Genomic DNA, 17,315 nt, shown 5'->3' with positions numbered 1-17,315 from the left:
CCGCCCGATGAACTCTTCCGCCCCGCGCCCGCCCCTTTCCACCACCACCGCGCGACAGATCGCCAAGGCCGCGGCCTTTGTGGCCCTGGGCCTCGGCCCGGCGGCGATGCACGCGCACGCAGCCGGCATCCGCCTCGAGGACGATCGCGGCACCACGCTCGAACTGCAGGCGCCGGCCAAACGCATCGTGTCGCTGATGCCCTCGCTGACCGAAACCGTCTGCGCACTCGAGGCCTGCGACCGGCTGGTGGGCATCGACCGCCACGCCAACTGGCCGGCGTCGGTCAAAGGGCTGCCGCAGGTGGGCGGCATCGATGACGCGAACATCGAGCGCATCGTCGCGCTCAAGCCCGACCTGGTGCTGCTGCGCCCGCGCAGCCGCGCCGCTGAGCCGCTGGAGCGCCTGGGCATCAAGGTGCTTGCGCTGGACGCCAAGACCCATGCCGACATGCGCCGCGTGATGGAAACCGTGGCCCGCGCCACCGGCCGTCCCGGGGCGGGTGAAGCCTTCTGGCGCAAGCTCGACGCGGGCTTGGACGCAGCCAAGGCGCGCGTGCCCGCCGGCTGGCAGGGCCGGCGCGTGTACTTCGAAGTGCACGGCGGCATGGCCGCGGCCAGCGAAAGCTCCTTCATCGGCGAGACGCTGGCCCGCCTGGGGCTCGGCAATGCGGTACCGGGCACGCTCGGCCCCTTCCCGAAGATGAGCCCCGAATTCGTCGTGCGCGCCAACCCCGACGTGCTGATGGTCTCGGCCCTCGGCGAAATCTCGGCCATGGCTTCGCGGCCCGGCTGGTCGGCCATGTCGGCCATCCAGCGCGGGCGCGTGTGCAGCTTTGCCTCGGCCCGCTTCGACCTGATGATGCGCCCCGGCCCGCGGCTGGACGAGGCGGCCGATGCGATCGTTGGCTGCCTGGCCTCGCTGGGCGAGCCCAGGCCTTGACTTCGCGGGCCCTGGCGTACCATTCCAGCACCTTGAACACGCCTGCCGCCCTCTTCGCGCCTGCCGCCGACGTCGACAGCGACGAGGCCATCGCGCGGGACGTGGCCGCCATCGGCCGCATCAGCGCCGTGCCCTCGCTGCTGAAGATCATCTGCCAGAACACCGGCATGGGCTTTGCCGCCGTGGCCCGCGTGACCGACGGCACCTGGACCGCCTGCGCGGTGGAAGACACCATCCAGTTCGGCCTGGAGCCCGGCGGCCAGCTCAAGGTGGAGACCACGCTGTGCAGCGAATCGCGCATGGCCCGCCAGCCCGTGGTGATCGACCACGCCAGCACCGACCCGGTCTACGCCAACCATCACACACCGCGCCTGTACAACATCGAGAGCTACATCTCGGTGCCCATCATCCACAGCAACGGCGACTACTTCGGCAACCTCTGCGCCATCGACCCGCGCCCAGCCATGGTGTCCGATGCCCGGGTGGTGACGATGTTCACCGCCTTTGCTGACCTGATCGCGCGCCAGCTCGAAACCGAAGCCCAGCAGGAGCGCACCGAAACAGCCCTGCAGTCGGCGCAGGACGCAGCCGAACTGCGCGAGCAGTTCATCGCCGTGCTGGGGCACGACCTGCGCAACCCGCTGTCATCGGTGGGCGTCGCGGCCGAACTGTTGATCCGGCGGCAGGCGGAGCCCGACCTCGTCAAGCTCGGAACCCGGCTCAAGGCCAGCACGCGCCGCATGTCGGCGCTGATCGACGACGTGCTCGACTTCGCGCGCGTGCGGCTCGGCTCGGGCATGGGCCTCGCAATCCGCGAAACCGAATTCCTGGCCTCGGGACTCAACGACGTGATCGACGAAGTGCGCGCCGCCCATCCCGCGCTCGACATCCGCGACGAACTCTCGGTCAGCGGCGTGGTGCGCTGCGACCAGGGCCGCATCCAGCAGGTGCTGTCCAACCTGCTCGGCAACGCGGTCGCGCACGGCGCGCCGGACCAGCCGATCGTGGTTCGCGCCGACGTGCGCAACGGCCAGCTCGTGCTGTCGGTGACGAACGGCGGCGACCCCATTCCTCCCTGCGACATCGCGAAGATCTTCCAGCCCTACTGGCGCCCCGAGAACAGCAAGCCCGGCGGCGGACTGGGACTCGGCCTCTACATCTGCTCGGAAATCGCCTCGGCCCACGGCGGCACGCTGGAGGTCACGTCCTGTGCGGACGAAGGCACCTGTTTCGTGGCGAAGCTGCCGATCACTTGATATCTCGACGCCCCCCATTTCCTTCTTTCCCCCATGAAGCATCGCAAGCAAACCTCGTCCACCCCTTTCGTCCGGGTGGGCCCCAGCGGCGTGCACGGCCTCGGCGCCTTTGCCACGCGCGACCTGCCGGCCGAAGCCTTTCTCGGCCTCTACGAAGGCCGCCGCTACACCAAGGCCGAAATCGCCACCAAGGTCTGGGACGACCAGCTCACCTACCTGTTCACGCTGACGAACCACGAGACCATCGACGGCTCCAAGGGCGGCAACGCCACGCGCCACCTGAATCACTCGTGCGAGCCGAACTGCGAAGCGGTGGAGGAATACGACGAGGGCGGCGAGCTGGTGCTCAAGTTCCAGACGCTGGTGGCGGTGGACGCGGGCGACGAGTTGTTCATCGACTACTCGCTGACGGCGGACGACGGCTCACCGCCGTCGAAGTACCCCTGCCATTGCGGCTCGCCGGGCTGTCGGGGGACGATGCTGGCGCCTGAAGAAACAGAGACGCCCGCTCCGTAAACGACCCGTCGTCCGAGGCGGCCCTGCCGTCAGGGCGACTCGTTCTTCAGCTTGCGCAGTTGCTCCTCGGTGCGATCGAGTTCCAGCCGAAGCGCCCGAGCCTCCTGCTCCAGCCTGTCGATGCGGGCTGCGCGGCTCTCGGCCGGCGGCGCGGTCTTGCTGCAACGCAGCTGCAGCGCGCTCAATGCCTCGGCAAGCTCTCGCCGCCGCAACATCTGGCCCCGGGAACGCGCAAGATCGATGTCGCGCTCGAGCAATGCCTCCTCCGCCTGGCAAGTCGCGCCGTCCGGCGGCACCGCGGGTTGCGCGAAAGCAGGCAGCGTCACGCTCAACGCAAGGGCCAGGAAGCAGGTTTTGACGCTCATGCCGCACGGTAACGCAACGGCGGTGCAAAAACCGCCGATCAGCCCTACACGATGAGGTAGCGCGCGTCCCACTGCGCGGCGAGCTGCTTGGCGCGATGCAGCGGCATTCGTGCCGCCTCGAAATCGATCACGCACGCAACATCGGCGGCCTCGGGCCGCAAGGGGCTTTCGCTGCTGCGGCCGTCGGTCAGCAGCCACAGCCAGCGCTGCCGCGTTTCGCTCTTGGCAAGTAACTGGCCGGAGCGCTGCACGCCCAGCGCGAGCGGCGTGCCGCCACCGGCGGCAATCGGCGCGATCCAGTCGTCGTTCCAGGCGCTGGCGCGGCGTGGCGGCAGACGCAGTTCGACCACCTCGCCGGCAAAGCACAGCAGCGCGACGTGGTCGCGACGCTGGTAGGCCTCCTGCATCAGCGCGAGCAGCAGGCCCTTCGCACGAGCGAGGTTGCCTTCATTGCGCATCGAGGCCGAGCAGTCGAGCAGGAAGCAATGGAGCGCGCCGCTGCGCGCTTCTTGCGGGCGATGGCGCAGGTGCCCGGCGCGCAGCCGGTCGGCGCCGCGTGCCACTAGAGTGCGCGGCCAGTCGAAGGCTGCGCCCTGCGGCGAGCGGCCCTGCCGTGCGTCCCTTTGCGAACCCTGCCTCCGGTCACCCTGGCGTGCGCCAGCGGGTGCGGCGTCCCGGAGGCTCAGGCTTTTTTTGAAGCGGCCTGCGTGCGGTCGATCAGCGGGCGCAGCGGCTTCACGCGCTCGATGCCGACGGGTTCAGGGGGCATGGCGCCCCAGTCTTCGTCGCCTGCGCTGTTTGCTTCATCTTTGCCGTTACTGCTCCCATCGGGCTTTGCGGCTCGGGGCGCGGGGGCCGGCGCCGCAGCCTCGGCTTCAGGCTTGCGCCGATGCAGCAGCACAGCCTCTGCCACACGCTGCACGTGGTCGGTGGTGATGGCAGCCGAGCCCTCCCATGCTGCAAGTGCCCGGGCCGAGCGCAGCATCACGAGATCGGCTCGCAAGCCATCGACGCCGGCCTCGATACACAGCGCGCCGACCGCCTCGTGCACCGCATCGCCGTACGGCAGCGCCGCTGCATCTCCCACGAGCGCCCGTGCGCGAACCAGCGCAGCAGCCAGTTCGGCCTCTTCCTGTGCGTGCTTCGCACGAAAGCCCTGCGGATCGGCATCGAAGGCCAGCCGCGCACGCACGATGGCCTGCCGCTCGGCCGCGCCCCCGATGTTGCGCAGTTGCACGCACAGGCCGAAGCGGTCGAGCAGTTGCGGGCGCAGCGTGCCCTCTTCCGGGTTCATGGTGCCGACCAGCACGAAGCGCGCGGCGTGCCGATGCGAGATTCCGTCGCGCTCCACCACGTTGACGCCGCTGGCCGCCGCGTCGAGCAGCGAGTCGATCAGCGCATCGGGCAGCAGGTTGATTTCGTCCACGTACAGCACGCCGCCATGCGCGCGCGCCAGCAGGCCGGGCGCGAACTTGAGCTCATGGCCGGCCAGCGCCTGCCCGAGGTCCAGCGTGCCGACGAGGCTTTCGAGGCTCGCGCCCAGCGGCAGCGTGACGAAGGGGGCACCCGGCAACAGCTCGGCCAGCGCACGGGCAGCCGTGGTCTTGGCAGTGCCGCGCGGCCCTTCGATCAGCACACCGCCCAGGCCGGGATCGACAGCGGCCAGCAGCAGTGCCTGGCGCAGATGCGGCTGGCCCGCTATCGCGGCAAAGGGAAAAGGCACCGGCATCGGGGCGGCAGTGGTCATCGCAGGCTTCCTTCCATCTGCTGCTCGTGGTCGAGCAGCAGGTTTTCCAATTGGTTCTTGTAGTTGCCGGGCGACTGCCACAAGCCGCGCTGCATGGCTTCGAGCAGGCGGCTGAGCATGTCGTGCAGCGCGCGCGGATTGTGTTCGCTCACGAAGTCACGCGTGGCTTCGTCGAGCACATAGGCGTCGGCCACCATCGCGTACTGGTGGTCGCCGACCACGCGCGCGGTGGCATCGAAGCCGAACAGGTAGTCGACCGTCGCGGCCATCTCGAAGGCGCCTTTGTAGCCATGCCGCTTCACGCCGTCGATCCACTTCGGATTGACCACGCGCGAGCGGATGACGCGGCTGATTTCTTCCTTCAGCGTGCGCACGCGCGGCGCCTGCGGGTTGCCATGGTCACCGTGGTACATCGCCGGCTGCCGGCCGCTCAAATGGCGCACGGCGGCGACCATGCCGCCCTGGAACTGGTAGTAGTCGTTGGAGTCGAGCAGGTCGTGCTCGCGGCTGTCCTGGTTCTGCATGACGACGTTCATGGCGCGCAGGCGGCGCACCAGCGCGTCGGCGGCGGGCACGCCGTCGCTGCCCTGGCCGTAGGCGTGGGCGCTGCCGCCGACGTAGGCCCTCGACAGGTCGTCGTCGGTCTGCCAGTCGCCATGGTCGAACAGCGGTTGCAGGCCCGAGCCGTAGCTGCCGGGCGCGGAGCCGAACACGCGCCAACCGGCCTGCTGGCGCGCTTCTTCCGGAGAAGCACCTTGCGCCTCCAGCGCGGCGGCCTCGCGGAGGATGCGTGCGCGAATCGGGTTGCGCTCGGCATCTTCGTCTTCCTGCCCGGCGACGGCCTGCACGGCTGCATCGAACATCTGCACGGCATTGGGAAAGGCGTCGCGGAAGAAGCCGGAGATGCGCAGCGTGACGTCGATGCGCGGACGGCCGAGGCCGACCGTGGGCAGCACCTCGAAGTCGACCACGCGCTGGCTGCCCGGCGCCCACTTGGGCCGCACGCCGATGAGCGCGAAGGCCTGCGCCAGATCGTCGCCGCCGGTGCGCATGGTGGCCGTGCCCCAGACCGACAGGCCCATGGCCACCGGATAGTCGCCGTGCTCCTGCATATGCCGCTCGACCAATTGCGCGGCTGACTTGAGGCCGAGCATCCAGGCGGTGGGGGTGGGAATGGCGCGCGTATCGACAGCGTAAAAGTTGCGGCCGGTAGGCAGCACGTCGGGCCGGCCGCGCGAAGGCGAACCGCTCGGGCCCGGCGGCACGAATCGGCCTTGCAAGGCGCGGGAGAGTTGCAGCAGTTCCTGCGCACCGCAGGCATCGAGCGCGGGCGCCAGGCTTTGCGCGATGCGGCCCATCACGGCGGCAGTCTTCGGCAGTTCGGACGGGCATGCGCCCTCTTCCAGCAGGCGCTGCGCCAGCAGTTCCAGCCGCTCGCGCGTGTCGCCCTGATGCCGCCACGCTTCAGTGCTCACCGATTGCAGCAGCGCGGGGCGCGCGCCCTGCCACGGCCGGGCCGCGTCGATGTCGAGCGGGTCGAAGGCATCGCCCGCCAGCAGGTCTTGCGACAGCGCGCCGAGCAGCCCGGCATTCGCGCCCGCACCATCGGCAGCCGGATAGCGCGCGAGCGCCAGCAGCGTGTCGCGCCGCAGCCGCTCGCGCGGCGATGCGCCGAACACATGCAGCCCGTCGCGGATCTGCGTTTCCTTCAGCTCGCACAGGTAGGCATCCACGCGTGCGAGCACCGCATCGTCTTCCGCGCCAGGCATGCCCAGTTCCTCGACCAGATGCTGCGCGCGCACCGCCGCGAGGATCTGCGCGCGCAGCACCTTGGCGCGGCGCGCATCGACCAGCAGTGCGTCGTAGTACTCATCGACCTGCCGTTCCAGGTCCTGCATCGGGCCGTGGTTCTCGGCGCGCGTGAGTGGCGGCATCAGGTGGTCGACGATGACCGCCTGCGTGCGCCGCTTGGCCTGCGCACCCTCGCCCGGGTCGTTGACGATGAACGGGTACACGTTGGGCAGCGGTCCGAGGATGGCGTCGGGCCAGCAAGACTGCGACAGCGCGATGCTCTTGCCCGGCAGCCATTCGAGGTTGCCGTGCTTGCCGACATGCACCACCGCGTCGATGGCGAAGGCCTCGCGCAGCCAGAAATAGAAAGCGAGATAGCTGTGCGGCGGCACCAGCTCCGCGTCGTGATAGCTCGCGTAGTCGGCTGCGCCCAGCGTGCCCAGTGCGCGCGCAGGCTGGATGCCGACGAACACGCGGCCCAGCCGCAGGCCGGCGATCATGAAGCGGCTGTTCCGCACCATCGGGTCTTGTTCGGGCGGCCCCCAGCGTGCATCGATGGCCGCCGCCATGCCATCGGGCAGCTTTGCCAGGCATGCGCGGTATTCGGCCAGCCCGTAGCTCTGCCACGCCGGCCGCGCGGCCCATTGCGCGGGATCGTTTGCGATGCCTTCCTGCAGCCTGCGCATCAGCGCATCGCCATCGGCGGGCATTGCGCCGGGCTCACCCAGCGCATAACCCTCGGCCGCCATCGCGCGCAGGATCGCCATCACCGAGGCAGGAGTGTCGAGCCCCACGCCGCTGCCGATGCGCCCCTCGCTGCCCGGGTAGTTCGCGAGGATCAGCGCGATGCGCTTGTCGCCGACACGCAGGCTGCGCAGCCGGCACCAGCGGCGCGCCAGTTCGGCGACGAAAGCTATGCGATCAGGCTCGGGCTGGTAGTTCACCACCTCGGTCTGCGTGAGTTCGCAGCGATGCGACAGGCCCTTGAAGCTCACGGCGCGCGTGATGATGCGGCCGTCCATCTCTGGCAGCGCGATCTGCATGGCAATGTCGCGCGGGCGCAGGCCCTGGCTGTCGGCCAGCCAGTCTTCGCGGTTGCCGCCGCTCACGATCACCTGCAGCACGGGTGCGTCGCCGGCCAGCGCGATGCCTTCGCCCTCTTCGTTCTGCGCGCCCTGCCCCAACGCGGCGAAAGCCGTGGTGTTGAGCACGAGCTGCACGTCATGCTCGGTGCACAGCTCGCGCAGTGTGGACAGGCAAAGCGGGTCTTTGAGTGAATCGAGCGCAACCGGCAGCGGGTTCAGCCCTTCTGCGCTCAATGCGGCGGCGAGCGCATCGAAAGCCACCGTGTTGCCCGACAGCAGATGCGAGCGATAGAACACCAGCGCCACCACCGGCGCACCCGCATGCCACCCGGCGCGCAGGTCGTCGATGCCGGCCACGGTGTGCGCAGCGTCAATGCCGCGCGGCACATGCAGCGCAACCTGCGGCAGGCTGCGTGGCGGCAGCGGCGCTTCGCCGTGGCCCAGCCCATGGAAGGCCACCGCGCGCAAAAACTGCATCGCATTGCCCGCCCCGCCGCTGCGCATGTACTGCCAGAGCTGGCGGCTCACAGCGCGCGGCGCCGTGCTGCGCGCAAGCAGGTCTTCGTCTTCCTGCAGGTCGCCGGAGAACATGGCGAGCTGCTGGCCCTTGCGCTTCGCGAGCTTTTCGAGCTGCTGGAGCCCGTAGGCCCAGGCCGATTCCGCACCCAGGTGATCGACCACCACCACGCGCGCATGCTGCAGCACTTCGTCGATGTACAGGTCGAGCGACGCAGGCTGGCGCAGGTGCATCAGGTTGGCCAGCCGCAGCGACGGATAGCCAGGGTCGGCGACCGCCAGCGCGGTGCGCGCCGCGGCGAGCAGCGCGAGCGTGGTGTCGGCCGAGCTGAGCACCACGATGTCGCCCGGCGTCTGGTCGAGCCGGGTGACGACGCTGTCGTCTTCGACGAAGCGTCCGGGCTGGGTGCTCAGCAGGTGCATGCGTTCAGGCCGTCAGGCTGCGACCACGCTCACCTCTTCCAGCGCCTTGCGCAGCACCGCCTCGTCGAGGTCTTCACCGATGAACACGAGCCGCGTGCGCTGCGCCTCGCCATCGCGCCAGCGGCGGTCGAAGTGATGGTCGAAGCGGCGGCCCACGCCCTGCACCAGCAGGCGCATCGGCTTGCCCGGAATGGCGACGAAGCCCTTCACGCGGTAGATGGTGTGCTGCTCGACCAGCCTGCCGAGCACGGCGAGCAGGCCGTCGCGATCCACGGGCGGCAACTCGATCACGAGCGAGTCGAACTCGTCGTGGTCGTGGTCTTCCTCGTGGTCGTGGTGGCTTTCGCGCAGGTGAATGGTGGCCTCGGCCGCGCGGCCCTGCCCCAGCAGCAGCGCGAGCGGCAGCCGGCCTTCGGTGGCAGCCACGATCTTGACTTCGGGCGGCAGCTCTTCGCGCACCAGCGCCTCGACCTTCGCTCGCGCGGCGTCGTCCATCAGGTCGGTCTTGTTGAGCACCACGAGGTCGGCGGCCGAGAGCTGGTCTTCGAACAGCTCGTGCAGCGGCGACTCGTGGTCGAGGTTGGGGTCGGCGCGGCGGGCTTCGTCGACAGCCTCGGGGTTCTCGGCGAACTGGCCCGAGGCGGCGGCCGGGCCGTCGACCACCGTCACCACCGAGTCCACGGTGAAGATGTTGGCGATGTCCGGCCACTGGAAGGCCTGCACCAGCGGTTTGGGCAGCGCAAGGCCCGAGGTTTCGATGATCACCGCATCGATGTCGCCGCGGCGCTCTGCCAGTTGCAACATCACGGGCAGGAACTCTTCCTGCACGGTGCAGCAGACGCAGCCGTTGGCCAGCTCGTACAGCGCGCCTTCGCGCTCGTTGCCCTCATCGTCGCAGCCGATGCCGCAGCCACGAAGAATCTCGCCGTCGATGCCGAGTTCGCCGAACTCATTGACGATCACCGCGATGCGGCGGCCTTCGGCATTGCCGAGGATGTGGCGCAGCAGCGTGGTCTTGCCGCTGCCGAGGAAGCCCGTGACGATGGTGACGGGGATCTTGGCGTTGCTTGCTTGTGTCATGGGAGATGTTCTTTCAGGCGCGCAAGCGCCCGTGCCGCTCCCCGAGGCAGCACCTCGTGAGCGCGGCGATGCATTGGTTGAATCAGATGGCGCTGTACAGGCGGCGCTCGACGAAGGCCGTGCCCTGCAGACGACGCCAGGCCTTTGCGGCGGCCAACACACCCAGGTCGACCAGCGGCTCGACAAGCACGACCGTCATGTAGGCAGCGCCGAAGCTGGCGATCTGGCTCAGGTTCTCGAGCCCGGTGCCGCGTCCGTAGAGCGCCCAGAAGCCGACCCAGACCACGATGCCGCCCTGGTAGGCCACCGACAGCTTGAATGCCTGCTGGTAGCTGATGTCCACGTAGGCCACGTTCTGGGGAATGATCCGACGTGCCAGCGCGGCCGTTGCGAACAAGGGCACCAGCAAGGTGGTGACGTTCATGCCGAACTGCGGCACATCCTGCGGTTCGAAGAACAGGCCCTGGATGAGCAACCCGCCCGCCAGGCCAATGGCCGCAGGCGCCAGGCCGAACACCAGCAGCAGGGTCGTGCCCAGAATCAGGTGCACCTCGGACACGCCCACCGGGTGATGCGGCAACACCTCGAAGAAGCAGAACACCAGCGCAACGGCAATGGCCGAGCGCAGCGCCAGGGCGGCAAGGCCGTCCTTCACGGCCGTATCGAAGGCCACCTTGCCTGTGTAGGCGAGAGCAGCTGCCGCCGTGGCGTAGCTGAGGAAGATCTTGGATCCGTCGACGAGACCTGGTTCGATGTGCATCGAGCACCTCCTGAAATGCACCGCAGTGCGAAAGTTGATTGTTGGTTCATGGGCCTGCTTGCGCAAGCCCCTTCGATATGACCAATGGTCGAGGCTTGCGCCGCAGCCGTCGCCAGCCGATCACGACGCCGCTGGCCGAGGCCACGGTGCCGACGATGGAAAGCAGCCACACCACGAGGTCCCAGGCCGGCCGGTACTGGATGAGCCAGGGAAAGTCGAGGCTGTGCGCCGCATTGAAGAGCCAGCGTCGCAGCCTCGAATTGCTGTCGTTGCTGCCGGCGACCTGCCCGCTGGCCGGGTCGATGTAGATCCAGCTGTGCGCGGGGTCGTCGAACTGCAGCCGCCACACGGGCACGGTGCGCTCGCGGTGGTGGCCGTACCAGTGGAAGTCTTCGCGGGTCTGCAGCGTGGCCTGGGTGATGGCGCCGGGCCGCAGGCGGGCGGCGGCGCGCAGGATGTCGCTCTCGCCGATGACGGCGGGGCCACCCGTGGCCGCATCGACCACCCGCACGCGCGCCTTCGCGTCGCGCAGCTGCAGCAGCGGCTTGCCGTCGAACCACAGCTGCACGGCCTCGCGCGGTGCGGCCTCGCCCTCGCCTGACGGCAACACCGCAGGCGGCCAGGGGAACGGCGACTTACCGGCACCCGTGTAGCGCGCCATCGCAGCCGCGTCGCCCGGCCCGCGCTGGAACCAGCCATTGGGGTTCATCGACAGCCAGCCGCTGATGATCCACGTCAGCACGAAGAAGCCGCCGATCAGCCCCGCGATGTGGTGCCAGGCCATCCATCCGTTGTACGGCGTGACCGCGCCATTGCGGAACCTGCGCCGCAGGCGCACCCGCAGGATGCCGATGACGATGCCCGTCACGGCCGAAACGATGCATGCCGCCGACAGCCACACCACCACGTCGTGCCACAGCGGCGGATCGGCGCGCAGCGGCGTGAAGTAGATCCAGTGCGGCACGGAGCCCAGCCAGTTCCAGAAGCGCTCCGAGCGTGTGGTGTCGCGCACCACTTCGCCGTTGCGCGAAGACACGTACAGCTCCGTGCCGGCCGCGTCGCCGACTTCGATGCGGTGCAGCGGGCGCAGCGGGTTCAGGCCCTGCGGCACGGTCCACTGGTCGCGCTCCAGTGTCTCGGCCCAGTGCGCACTCGCATGGCCCGAGAAGGCCCGTGCGATGGTTTCGGCCTGCGCGGCATCGACCGGGCCGGGCACATGGCCGTCGCGCGCCGAGACCGTGTGCCGGCCTCCGCTCGCATCGACGATGCGCCATACGGGCTCGGCGTTGATGCCGCCCTGCATCTCCAGCACCATGCGCCGCGGCTGCACGCGGGCCGCCTGCGGCAGCGCGTCGAGTGCAGCGGTTGGCGACACCGCCGCCTGCTCGAAACGCAGCGGCGCCAGCCCCGCAAGCCGCTCTTCGTCCGTGAGGTTGGGATACCCCACGTACATCATCACGACGCCCGAGACGAACCACATGACGAACAGCAGGCAGCCGCCAATGCCCAGCCACCGGTGCGTCCAGTAGAGCCAGTGCCGGATGCCCGGCCAAGCGCGGCGCCATGCGGAAGTCATGGGAGCGCCGCTCAGAAGTTGACCAGAGCCGACAGCTCGAACGAACGCGGGCGGCCCAGCAACCACTGGTTGCCGCCGTTCGAGAACGACACCGCATAGCGGCGGTCGGCCAGGTTGTAGGCGCGCAGCGCAAGCTTCAGCGAAGGATTCGCCTGCCAGCTCACGCCCGCATCGGCCACCGTGTAGGAGCCGATCTTGCGCGAGTTGGCCGAGTCGACCTGGCGCGGTCCGACGTAGCGCACGCCGAAGTCAGCCTCCCACTGCGGCAGGAAGCGCCAGTTGAGCCAGAGATTCGCGGCCTCTTCTGGCACGCCAGTGGGCGTGTTGCCCGCGCGCGAGACAAGGCGCCCGCTGACGACTTCGTTGAAGTCGTCATAGCGCGCGCGCAGCTTGGCCACGTTGGCTTCGAGCCGCAGCGTCGAGGTGAGCGCCAGGTCGAGCGTGGCCTCGATGCCTTCGGACGACTGCTTGCCGATCTGCTGGGTGGTGGTCGGATCGGTCGCGTCGCGCGAGAGCAGCTTGGTCTTCTCGATGCGATAGGCCGCCACGGTCCAGGCCCCGCGGTTGTCGGCCAGCTGGCGCTTGTAGCCAACCTCGACCTGCCGGCCGGTGCTGAGCTCGAACGGCACCTGCGTGGCCGAGGTGGAGATGAGCGAGGTCAGCGGGTCTGCCGCGCGCGCCACCTGCGCGTAGAACGACTGCGACACATCGGGCGCATACACCACGCCGAGGCGGCCGGTGGCGTACTCGAAGGTCTTGCCGAGGTTGTTGGCCGCGTTCTGCAGGTCGGTGCGCGCCACCTTGGCGTGGTCCCAGCGCAGGCTGCCCACCACCGACCACTGCTCGTTGAAGGCCAGCTTGTCTTCGGTGAAGAAGGCGTAGGTGTCGGTCTTGGTCCGGTAGCGCTGTGTGTAGGCCACCGGCGACACGTAGTAGCCGGGATTGAAGTTGAACGGGTCGACCACCGAACGACCGCCGTAGGGCGTGTCGCTCGAATTCAGGAAGTTGATGTGATTCGCGTCGAAGCCCACCAGCACCTGGTTGGCCAGGCCGAACAGGCTGTGCTTGAAGGTCGCGTCGGTGCGGTTGCCGATCTGCTCCTGGTCGTGGCCGATTTCCAGGTAGTCGCCGCGCGTCACGCGCCGCGTGGTGGCGTTGTAGGTGTAGGTCTCGCTGTCGCGCCAGTGGCGCTTGCTCTCCAGCCGGTAGAGCTGGTTGCGCACGGTGACGGCGCTGTTGGGCGTCCACTGGGCGTCGAGCCGGGTCCACTTGTCGCGGTACTTGATTTCCGAATCGTCGACGTTGTAGTTCTGGCGCAGCGTCTGGCTGCTCAGGCGGCCGTCGATCAGCGGCACGCCGAAGTAGCGCTGCGGCGACTGCCGGCCCTCGTCGTGCGACAGCGTGAACTGCAGCTGCGGCGACACGTCGAGCCGCACGGCCGCGCCCACGGCCAGGCTCTCGGCCTGCCCGCGCTGCATGAAGCCGTCGGTCTGGCGGTGGCTGATGTCGAAGCGGTAGGAGAGCTTGTCGTTGATCGCCCCGCCGCTGCCAAAGGCCACCTGGCGGGTGGCGTCGGAGCCCATCGTGACCAGCGCCTCGTTCTGGATCGGGCCGCGCGTGGGCTTCTTGGGTACCACGTTGATGGCGCCGCCGATGGCGCCCTCGCCGTACATCACCGAGGCCGCGCCGCGCAGCACCTCGATGCGGTCGACAGACCAGGTGTCGAACGGGAAGGTGACGGTGCCCGCGCCTGCGTAGAGGCGCGTGCCGTCGAACAGCTGCATCACCGAGCCGTGGCCCGAGAAGCCGCGCGCCACCATCGCGGTGCCGCCGTTGCCGGGGCCGGGCGTGCCGGTGATGCCGGTGGCGCGGGTGGCGGCATCGATCACCGAGACGTCGCCGCGTGCGCGGACGGTGTCGCCCGTCAGCACCTCGATGCTGGCCGGCGTTTCCAGCGGCGTGAGGCCGAGGCGGCTGCCGGTGTGCGAGGGCTCGTCGATGGCTAGCGGGGTATGCCGTTCGGCCTCGACCTGCACCGGCTTGAGGGTCTGGCCCGCATTCGCCACTTCACCCGACGACTGCGCGAAGACCGCGGAAGGCCCGAAAACCAGCCCCAGACCCAGTGAAAGACCCGAAAGGCGCGTCCAACGCAGCGGCGCGCCCGTGCGATCGCGCGCTGGCGATGCATGACCCATGTGACTTCTCCTCCGACCTGCGTCCCCGCAGGCTCCTGACCGATAGAGGACGCGGCGGAAGAGGCGAAGGGACTGCGACGGTACGCGCGAGCGCGAAGCGGTGGCAGGCCCGGACACGCACTCCCGCAGCGTCCGAAGGCGGTTGCGAAGGCCGGTATCCGGGCTTGCGGAGCGCCGCGGCGTGCCAATCAATCAATGAATGGATGCACACCGCGGCCGAAACCCTCGCCTTCCCACGCCGAAGCGCAGTGGCTGCCCGTGCCGTCTGGGAGGCATGAGCGTGAGGGTTTCCAGATCCGCTGACCGTTGCGGGGGCAGCGCAGGAGTTGCAGCGTCAATCAATCAAGAATGAACGACGCGGCGCACCTGCTTCCCGTTTAACCCCGTGGCCATGAGATGGCGTGCGGGGCACCTTCGAACCGTGTTGCCTGGCGGGATTAATAAGAATTAACGCACCAGAACGGCGGGATTATAGGGAGAGGCCTTCCGCCGAAGGCCTCTGATGGGCCTCAGGCAGGCCTTCCGTCGGGTCCGAACAGCCGCCGCATCACGGCCACGCCCGCCACCAGCGCGTTCGAATAGGTGGCATAGGGATCGTGGGCTGCCTCCAGCGGCACATAGACGTGGGAGGTCTCGCCAGGCGTGTCGTCGACCGCCTCCATCAGCACCCAATAGAACTCGCCCGCCTCCAGTTCATGGACGGTGAGCGCGATGTTTCTCGATGAGGGCATGTAGGTAAGAGTGGCTGACAAGGTTGTCGGTTCTTTTTTGAATGGGCGGGGTACGCACGCGGTTGACAGTGCTTTCGGGTTTCTCCTACAGAGCCCGGTGCCGGTGCGGCCTAATGTTGTAGTCAGGGACCTTTCAGAAGCCTTTCCAAGAACAGGAGGCAGCATGAAGCATTTCACTCTTGAACCGGGCATGCGATCGAGCATCGGCGGGGCCTTTTACCCGACCGGCTACTCGATGGTGATGTTTCCGAGTGCGGAAGACGCCGACCGCATCGGCCACCGCCTGATCGAAAAAGGCATGAGTGGCGACGAGGTCTATCTGCTGCCCGCGCAAACGGTGCTGGCCGAAATCGCCCCGACCGCGAAGACATCCGACAACCCCCTGCCCTCCGCCGGCACCGACGCCGCGACGGTACGCGCCTATACCGAGTTGGCGCGCGACGGCCACACGGGCCTGCTGGTGAGGACAAGAGACGGCGCTGCCGCCGAACGCCTGATGGAACTGGTGCGCACCGTGCCCTATTCCATCGCCCAGCGCTACCGCACGCTGGTCATCGAAGACCTCTGAGAAGAAGAGGAAAGCGGGCGTCTTCAAGCCGGCACGGCCATCGACACGGCGCGCTGGACCACATCACGGGCCATGGCCTGGGCGAGTTCGTGCTCGCCGAGGAACACGGTGGCAGAGGTTTCCTGCGTGAGCAGCCGGGCCTCCTGCTCGTTGTGGCTGCGGATCACGGTCTGGATGGTGGGGTTGAGCGTGCGCGCCGTCTCCATCATCTGGCGCACGTTCATGGCGTCGGGCGTGGCCACCACCAGCACGCGGGCGCGCGCGATGTGCGCCTGGATCAGCACCGCCGGGTCGGCCGCGTCGCCCCACACGGCTGGCGTGCCGGCCTCGCGCAGCTTTTCGACAAGCTCGCGGTTCTGCTCGGCCACCACGTAGGGAATGTCGTGCGCGTCGAGTTCGGCCGCAATGCGGCGCCCCACGCGGCCGTAGCCCACCAGCACCACTTGCCGCGAGAGGTACTTGGCCTCGGTGGTCATGGGCAGTTCGGCCAGCGGGTCGTCGCGCGATTCGAGCCCGCGCGCGAAGGACGAACGGGCATGGAGCCACTTCTGCATCGGCCCGATCAGGCTGAACCACAACGGGTTGGTGGCAATGGAAATCAGCGCACCCGCCAGCACCAGGCTCTGGCCCTCCACCGGCAGCAGGCCCAGCGACACGCCCAGCCCGGCCAGGATGAACGAGAACTCGCCGATCTGCGCCAGGCTGGCGCTCACCGTGAGCGCCGTGCCCAGCGGGTAGCGGAACACCAGCACCAGCGCGCAGGCCGCGAGCGACTTGCCCAGCACGATGACCAGCACCACCGCCAGTACCTGCAGCGGCCGCTCGATCAGCACCGACGGGTCGAACAGCATGCCGACCGACACGAAGAACAGCACCGCGAAGGCGTCGCGCAGCGGCAGCGACTCTTGCGCGGCGCGGTGGGCGAACTGCGACTCGCGCATGACCATGCCGGCGAAGAAAGCGCCCAGCGCAAACGACACGCCGAACAGCGCCGCCGAGGCAAAGGCGATGCTCACGGCCGCGGCCACCACGCACAGCGTGAACAGCTCGCGCGAGCCGGTCCGCGTGACCTGCCAGAGGATCCACGGGAACACGCGCCGCCCCACCACCAGCATCAGCGCCACGAAGCCGCCGACCTGCAGCAGCGTGAGGCCCAGCGTCTGCCAGAGCGGATCGGCCGGGCCGGCGTGTTCACTTTTTCCGCCCAACGTGCCCGCCAACGGCGGCAACAGCACGAGCACCAGCACCATCGCCAGGTCTTCGACCACGAGCCAGCCGACGGCGATGCGGCCAGTGAACGAATCGAGGATGCCCAGGCTTTCGAGCGCACGCAGCAGCACGACCGTGCTGGCCACCGACAGCGCGAGCCCGAACACCAATGCCGCGCCGGGGCTCCAGCCCCACCACAGGGCCAACCCACCGCCGAGCAGCGTGGCCACGCCGATCTGCGCGATCGCGCCGGGCAGTGCGATCTTGCGTACGGCCAGCAGGTCGTCGAGGGAAAAATGAAGGCCTACGCCGAACATCAGCAACATGACGCCGATTTCGGCAAGCTGGGCGGCGATTTCCGCGTCGGCCACGAAGCCCGGTGTGAACGGGCCGATGATCACGCCCGCCAACAGATAGCCGACCAGTGCGGGCAGCCGCAGCTTGGCTGCCAGGAATCCGAACACCAGCGCCAGCCCCAAGCCGGCGGCAATCGTGTTGATGAGGGAAACGCTGTGGGGCATCGCTCCATTTTGCAGGAACGATGTCTGCCCTTTTAT

At 68.6% G+C, this 17,315-nt stretch carries 14 protein-coding genes and 1 riboswitch; of the genes, 4 read left to right on the top strand and 10 right to left on the bottom strand.

Annotation, left to right across the window (positions count from 1 at the left end; all coding sequences use genetic code 11):
- The first annotated feature begins 7 nt into the window (after positions 1–7).
- Genes AC07O3_RS00450 through AC07O3_RS00440 form a run of 3 tightly spaced genes read left to right on the top strand, consistent with a single transcriptional unit; the run spans position 8 to position 2,712 of the window.
- On the top strand, positions 8–940 hold the full coding sequence (locus AC07O3_RS00450) for an ABC transporter substrate-binding protein (RefSeq protein ID WP_495338301.1): 933 nt from the start codon (positions 8–10) through the stop codon (positions 938–940).
- A gap of 32 nt (positions 941–972) precedes the next feature.
- A complete protein-coding gene (locus tag AC07O3_RS00445) occupies positions 973–2,196 on the top strand; it encodes a GAF domain-containing sensor histidine kinase (RefSeq protein WP_495338300.1) in 1,224 nt (407 codons plus the stop codon).
- Between the two features lie 33 nt (positions 2,197–2,229).
- Complete coding sequence (locus tag AC07O3_RS00440) at positions 2,230–2,712, top strand: SET domain-containing protein (RefSeq protein WP_093052567.1); 483 nt, start codon at positions 2,230–2,232, stop codon at positions 2,710–2,712.
- Positions 2,713–2,741: 29 nt separating this feature from the next.
- Here AC07O3_RS00440 and AC07O3_RS00435 read toward each other — a convergent pair whose 3' ends face one another.
- The 9 genes from AC07O3_RS00435 to AC07O3_RS00395 all read right to left on the bottom strand — a co-directional run bounded on the left by AC07O3_RS00435 (position 2,742) and on the right by AC07O3_RS00395 (position 15,002).
- Positions 2,742–3,077, bottom strand: a complete 336-nt coding sequence (locus AC07O3_RS00435) for a DUF1090 family protein (RefSeq protein WP_093080326.1) — start codon at positions 3,075–3,077, stop codon at positions 2,742–2,744.
- A 44-nt stretch (positions 3,078–3,121) separates the two neighbouring features.
- Positions 3,122–3,640, bottom strand: coding sequence for a vWA domain-containing protein (locus AC07O3_RS00430; RefSeq protein ID WP_495338299.1), 519 nt, complete (start codon positions 3,638–3,640; stop codon positions 3,122–3,124).
- A gap of 119 nt (positions 3,641–3,759) precedes the next feature.
- Entirely contained in the window at positions 3,760–4,824 is a 1,065-nt protein-coding gene (locus tag AC07O3_RS00425) for a magnesium chelatase ATPase subunit I (protein WP_495338298.1), read from the bottom strand.
- Positions 4,821–8,639, bottom strand: a complete 3,819-nt coding sequence (gene cobN, locus AC07O3_RS00420; protein WP_495338297.1) for a cobaltochelatase subunit CobN — start codon at positions 8,637–8,639, stop codon at positions 4,821–4,823. Before cobN ends, AC07O3_RS00425 begins: the two co-directional genes overlap by 4 nt.
- A 12-nt stretch (positions 8,640–8,651) precedes the next feature.
- On the bottom strand, positions 8,652–9,719 hold the full coding sequence (gene cobW / locus AC07O3_RS00415; RefSeq protein WP_495338296.1) for a cobalamin biosynthesis protein CobW: 1,068 nt from the start codon (positions 9,717–9,719) through the stop codon (positions 8,652–8,654).
- Between the two features lie 82 nt (positions 9,720–9,801).
- Positions 9,802–10,479, bottom strand: a complete 678-nt coding sequence (locus AC07O3_RS00410) for an energy-coupling factor ABC transporter permease (RefSeq protein ID WP_495338295.1) — start codon at positions 10,477–10,479, stop codon at positions 9,802–9,804.
- A gap of 46 nt (positions 10,480–10,525) precedes the next feature.
- Positions 10,526–12,055 (bottom strand): PepSY domain-containing protein, encoded by a 1,530-nt coding sequence (locus AC07O3_RS00405; RefSeq protein ID WP_495338294.1) that lies wholly within the window; start codon positions 12,053–12,055, stop codon positions 10,526–10,528.
- An 11-nt stretch (positions 12,056–12,066) separates the two neighbouring features.
- On the bottom strand, positions 12,067–14,250 hold the full coding sequence (locus AC07O3_RS00400) for a TonB-dependent receptor (protein WP_495338293.1): 2,184 nt from the start codon (positions 14,248–14,250) through the stop codon (positions 12,067–12,069).
- Between the two features lie 132 nt (positions 14,251–14,382).
- Positions 14,383–14,680: riboswitch (cobalamin riboswitch) on the bottom strand.
- Positions 14,681–14,759: 79 nt separating this feature from the next.
- Positions 14,760–15,002, bottom strand: a complete 243-nt coding sequence (locus AC07O3_RS00395; RefSeq protein ID WP_307614444.1) for a hypothetical protein — start codon at positions 15,000–15,002, stop codon at positions 14,760–14,762.
- A 142-nt stretch (positions 15,003–15,144) separates the two neighbouring features.
- On the opposite strand from AC07O3_RS00395, the gene AC07O3_RS00390 reads away from it, so the two are divergent.
- Positions 15,145–15,549, top strand: coding sequence for a hypothetical protein (locus AC07O3_RS00390; RefSeq protein WP_093052597.1), 405 nt, complete (start codon positions 15,145–15,147; stop codon positions 15,547–15,549).
- A 23-nt stretch (positions 15,550–15,572) separates the two neighbouring features.
- Here AC07O3_RS00390 and AC07O3_RS00385 read toward each other — a convergent pair whose 3' ends face one another.
- Positions 15,573–17,279: a cation:proton antiporter domain-containing protein gene (locus tag AC07O3_RS00385; RefSeq protein WP_093080307.1), complete on the bottom strand. Its 1,707-nt coding sequence runs from the start codon at positions 17,277–17,279 to the stop codon at positions 15,573–15,575.
- Between the last annotated feature and the right edge of the window lie 36 nt (positions 17,280–17,315).

It is taken from the genome of Variovorax sp. GW821-FHT09D05 (genome assembly GCF_059416325.1).
Note: the sequence above shows the minus strand (reverse complement) of the source record. Positions and strands in the feature narration are given on the sequence as shown.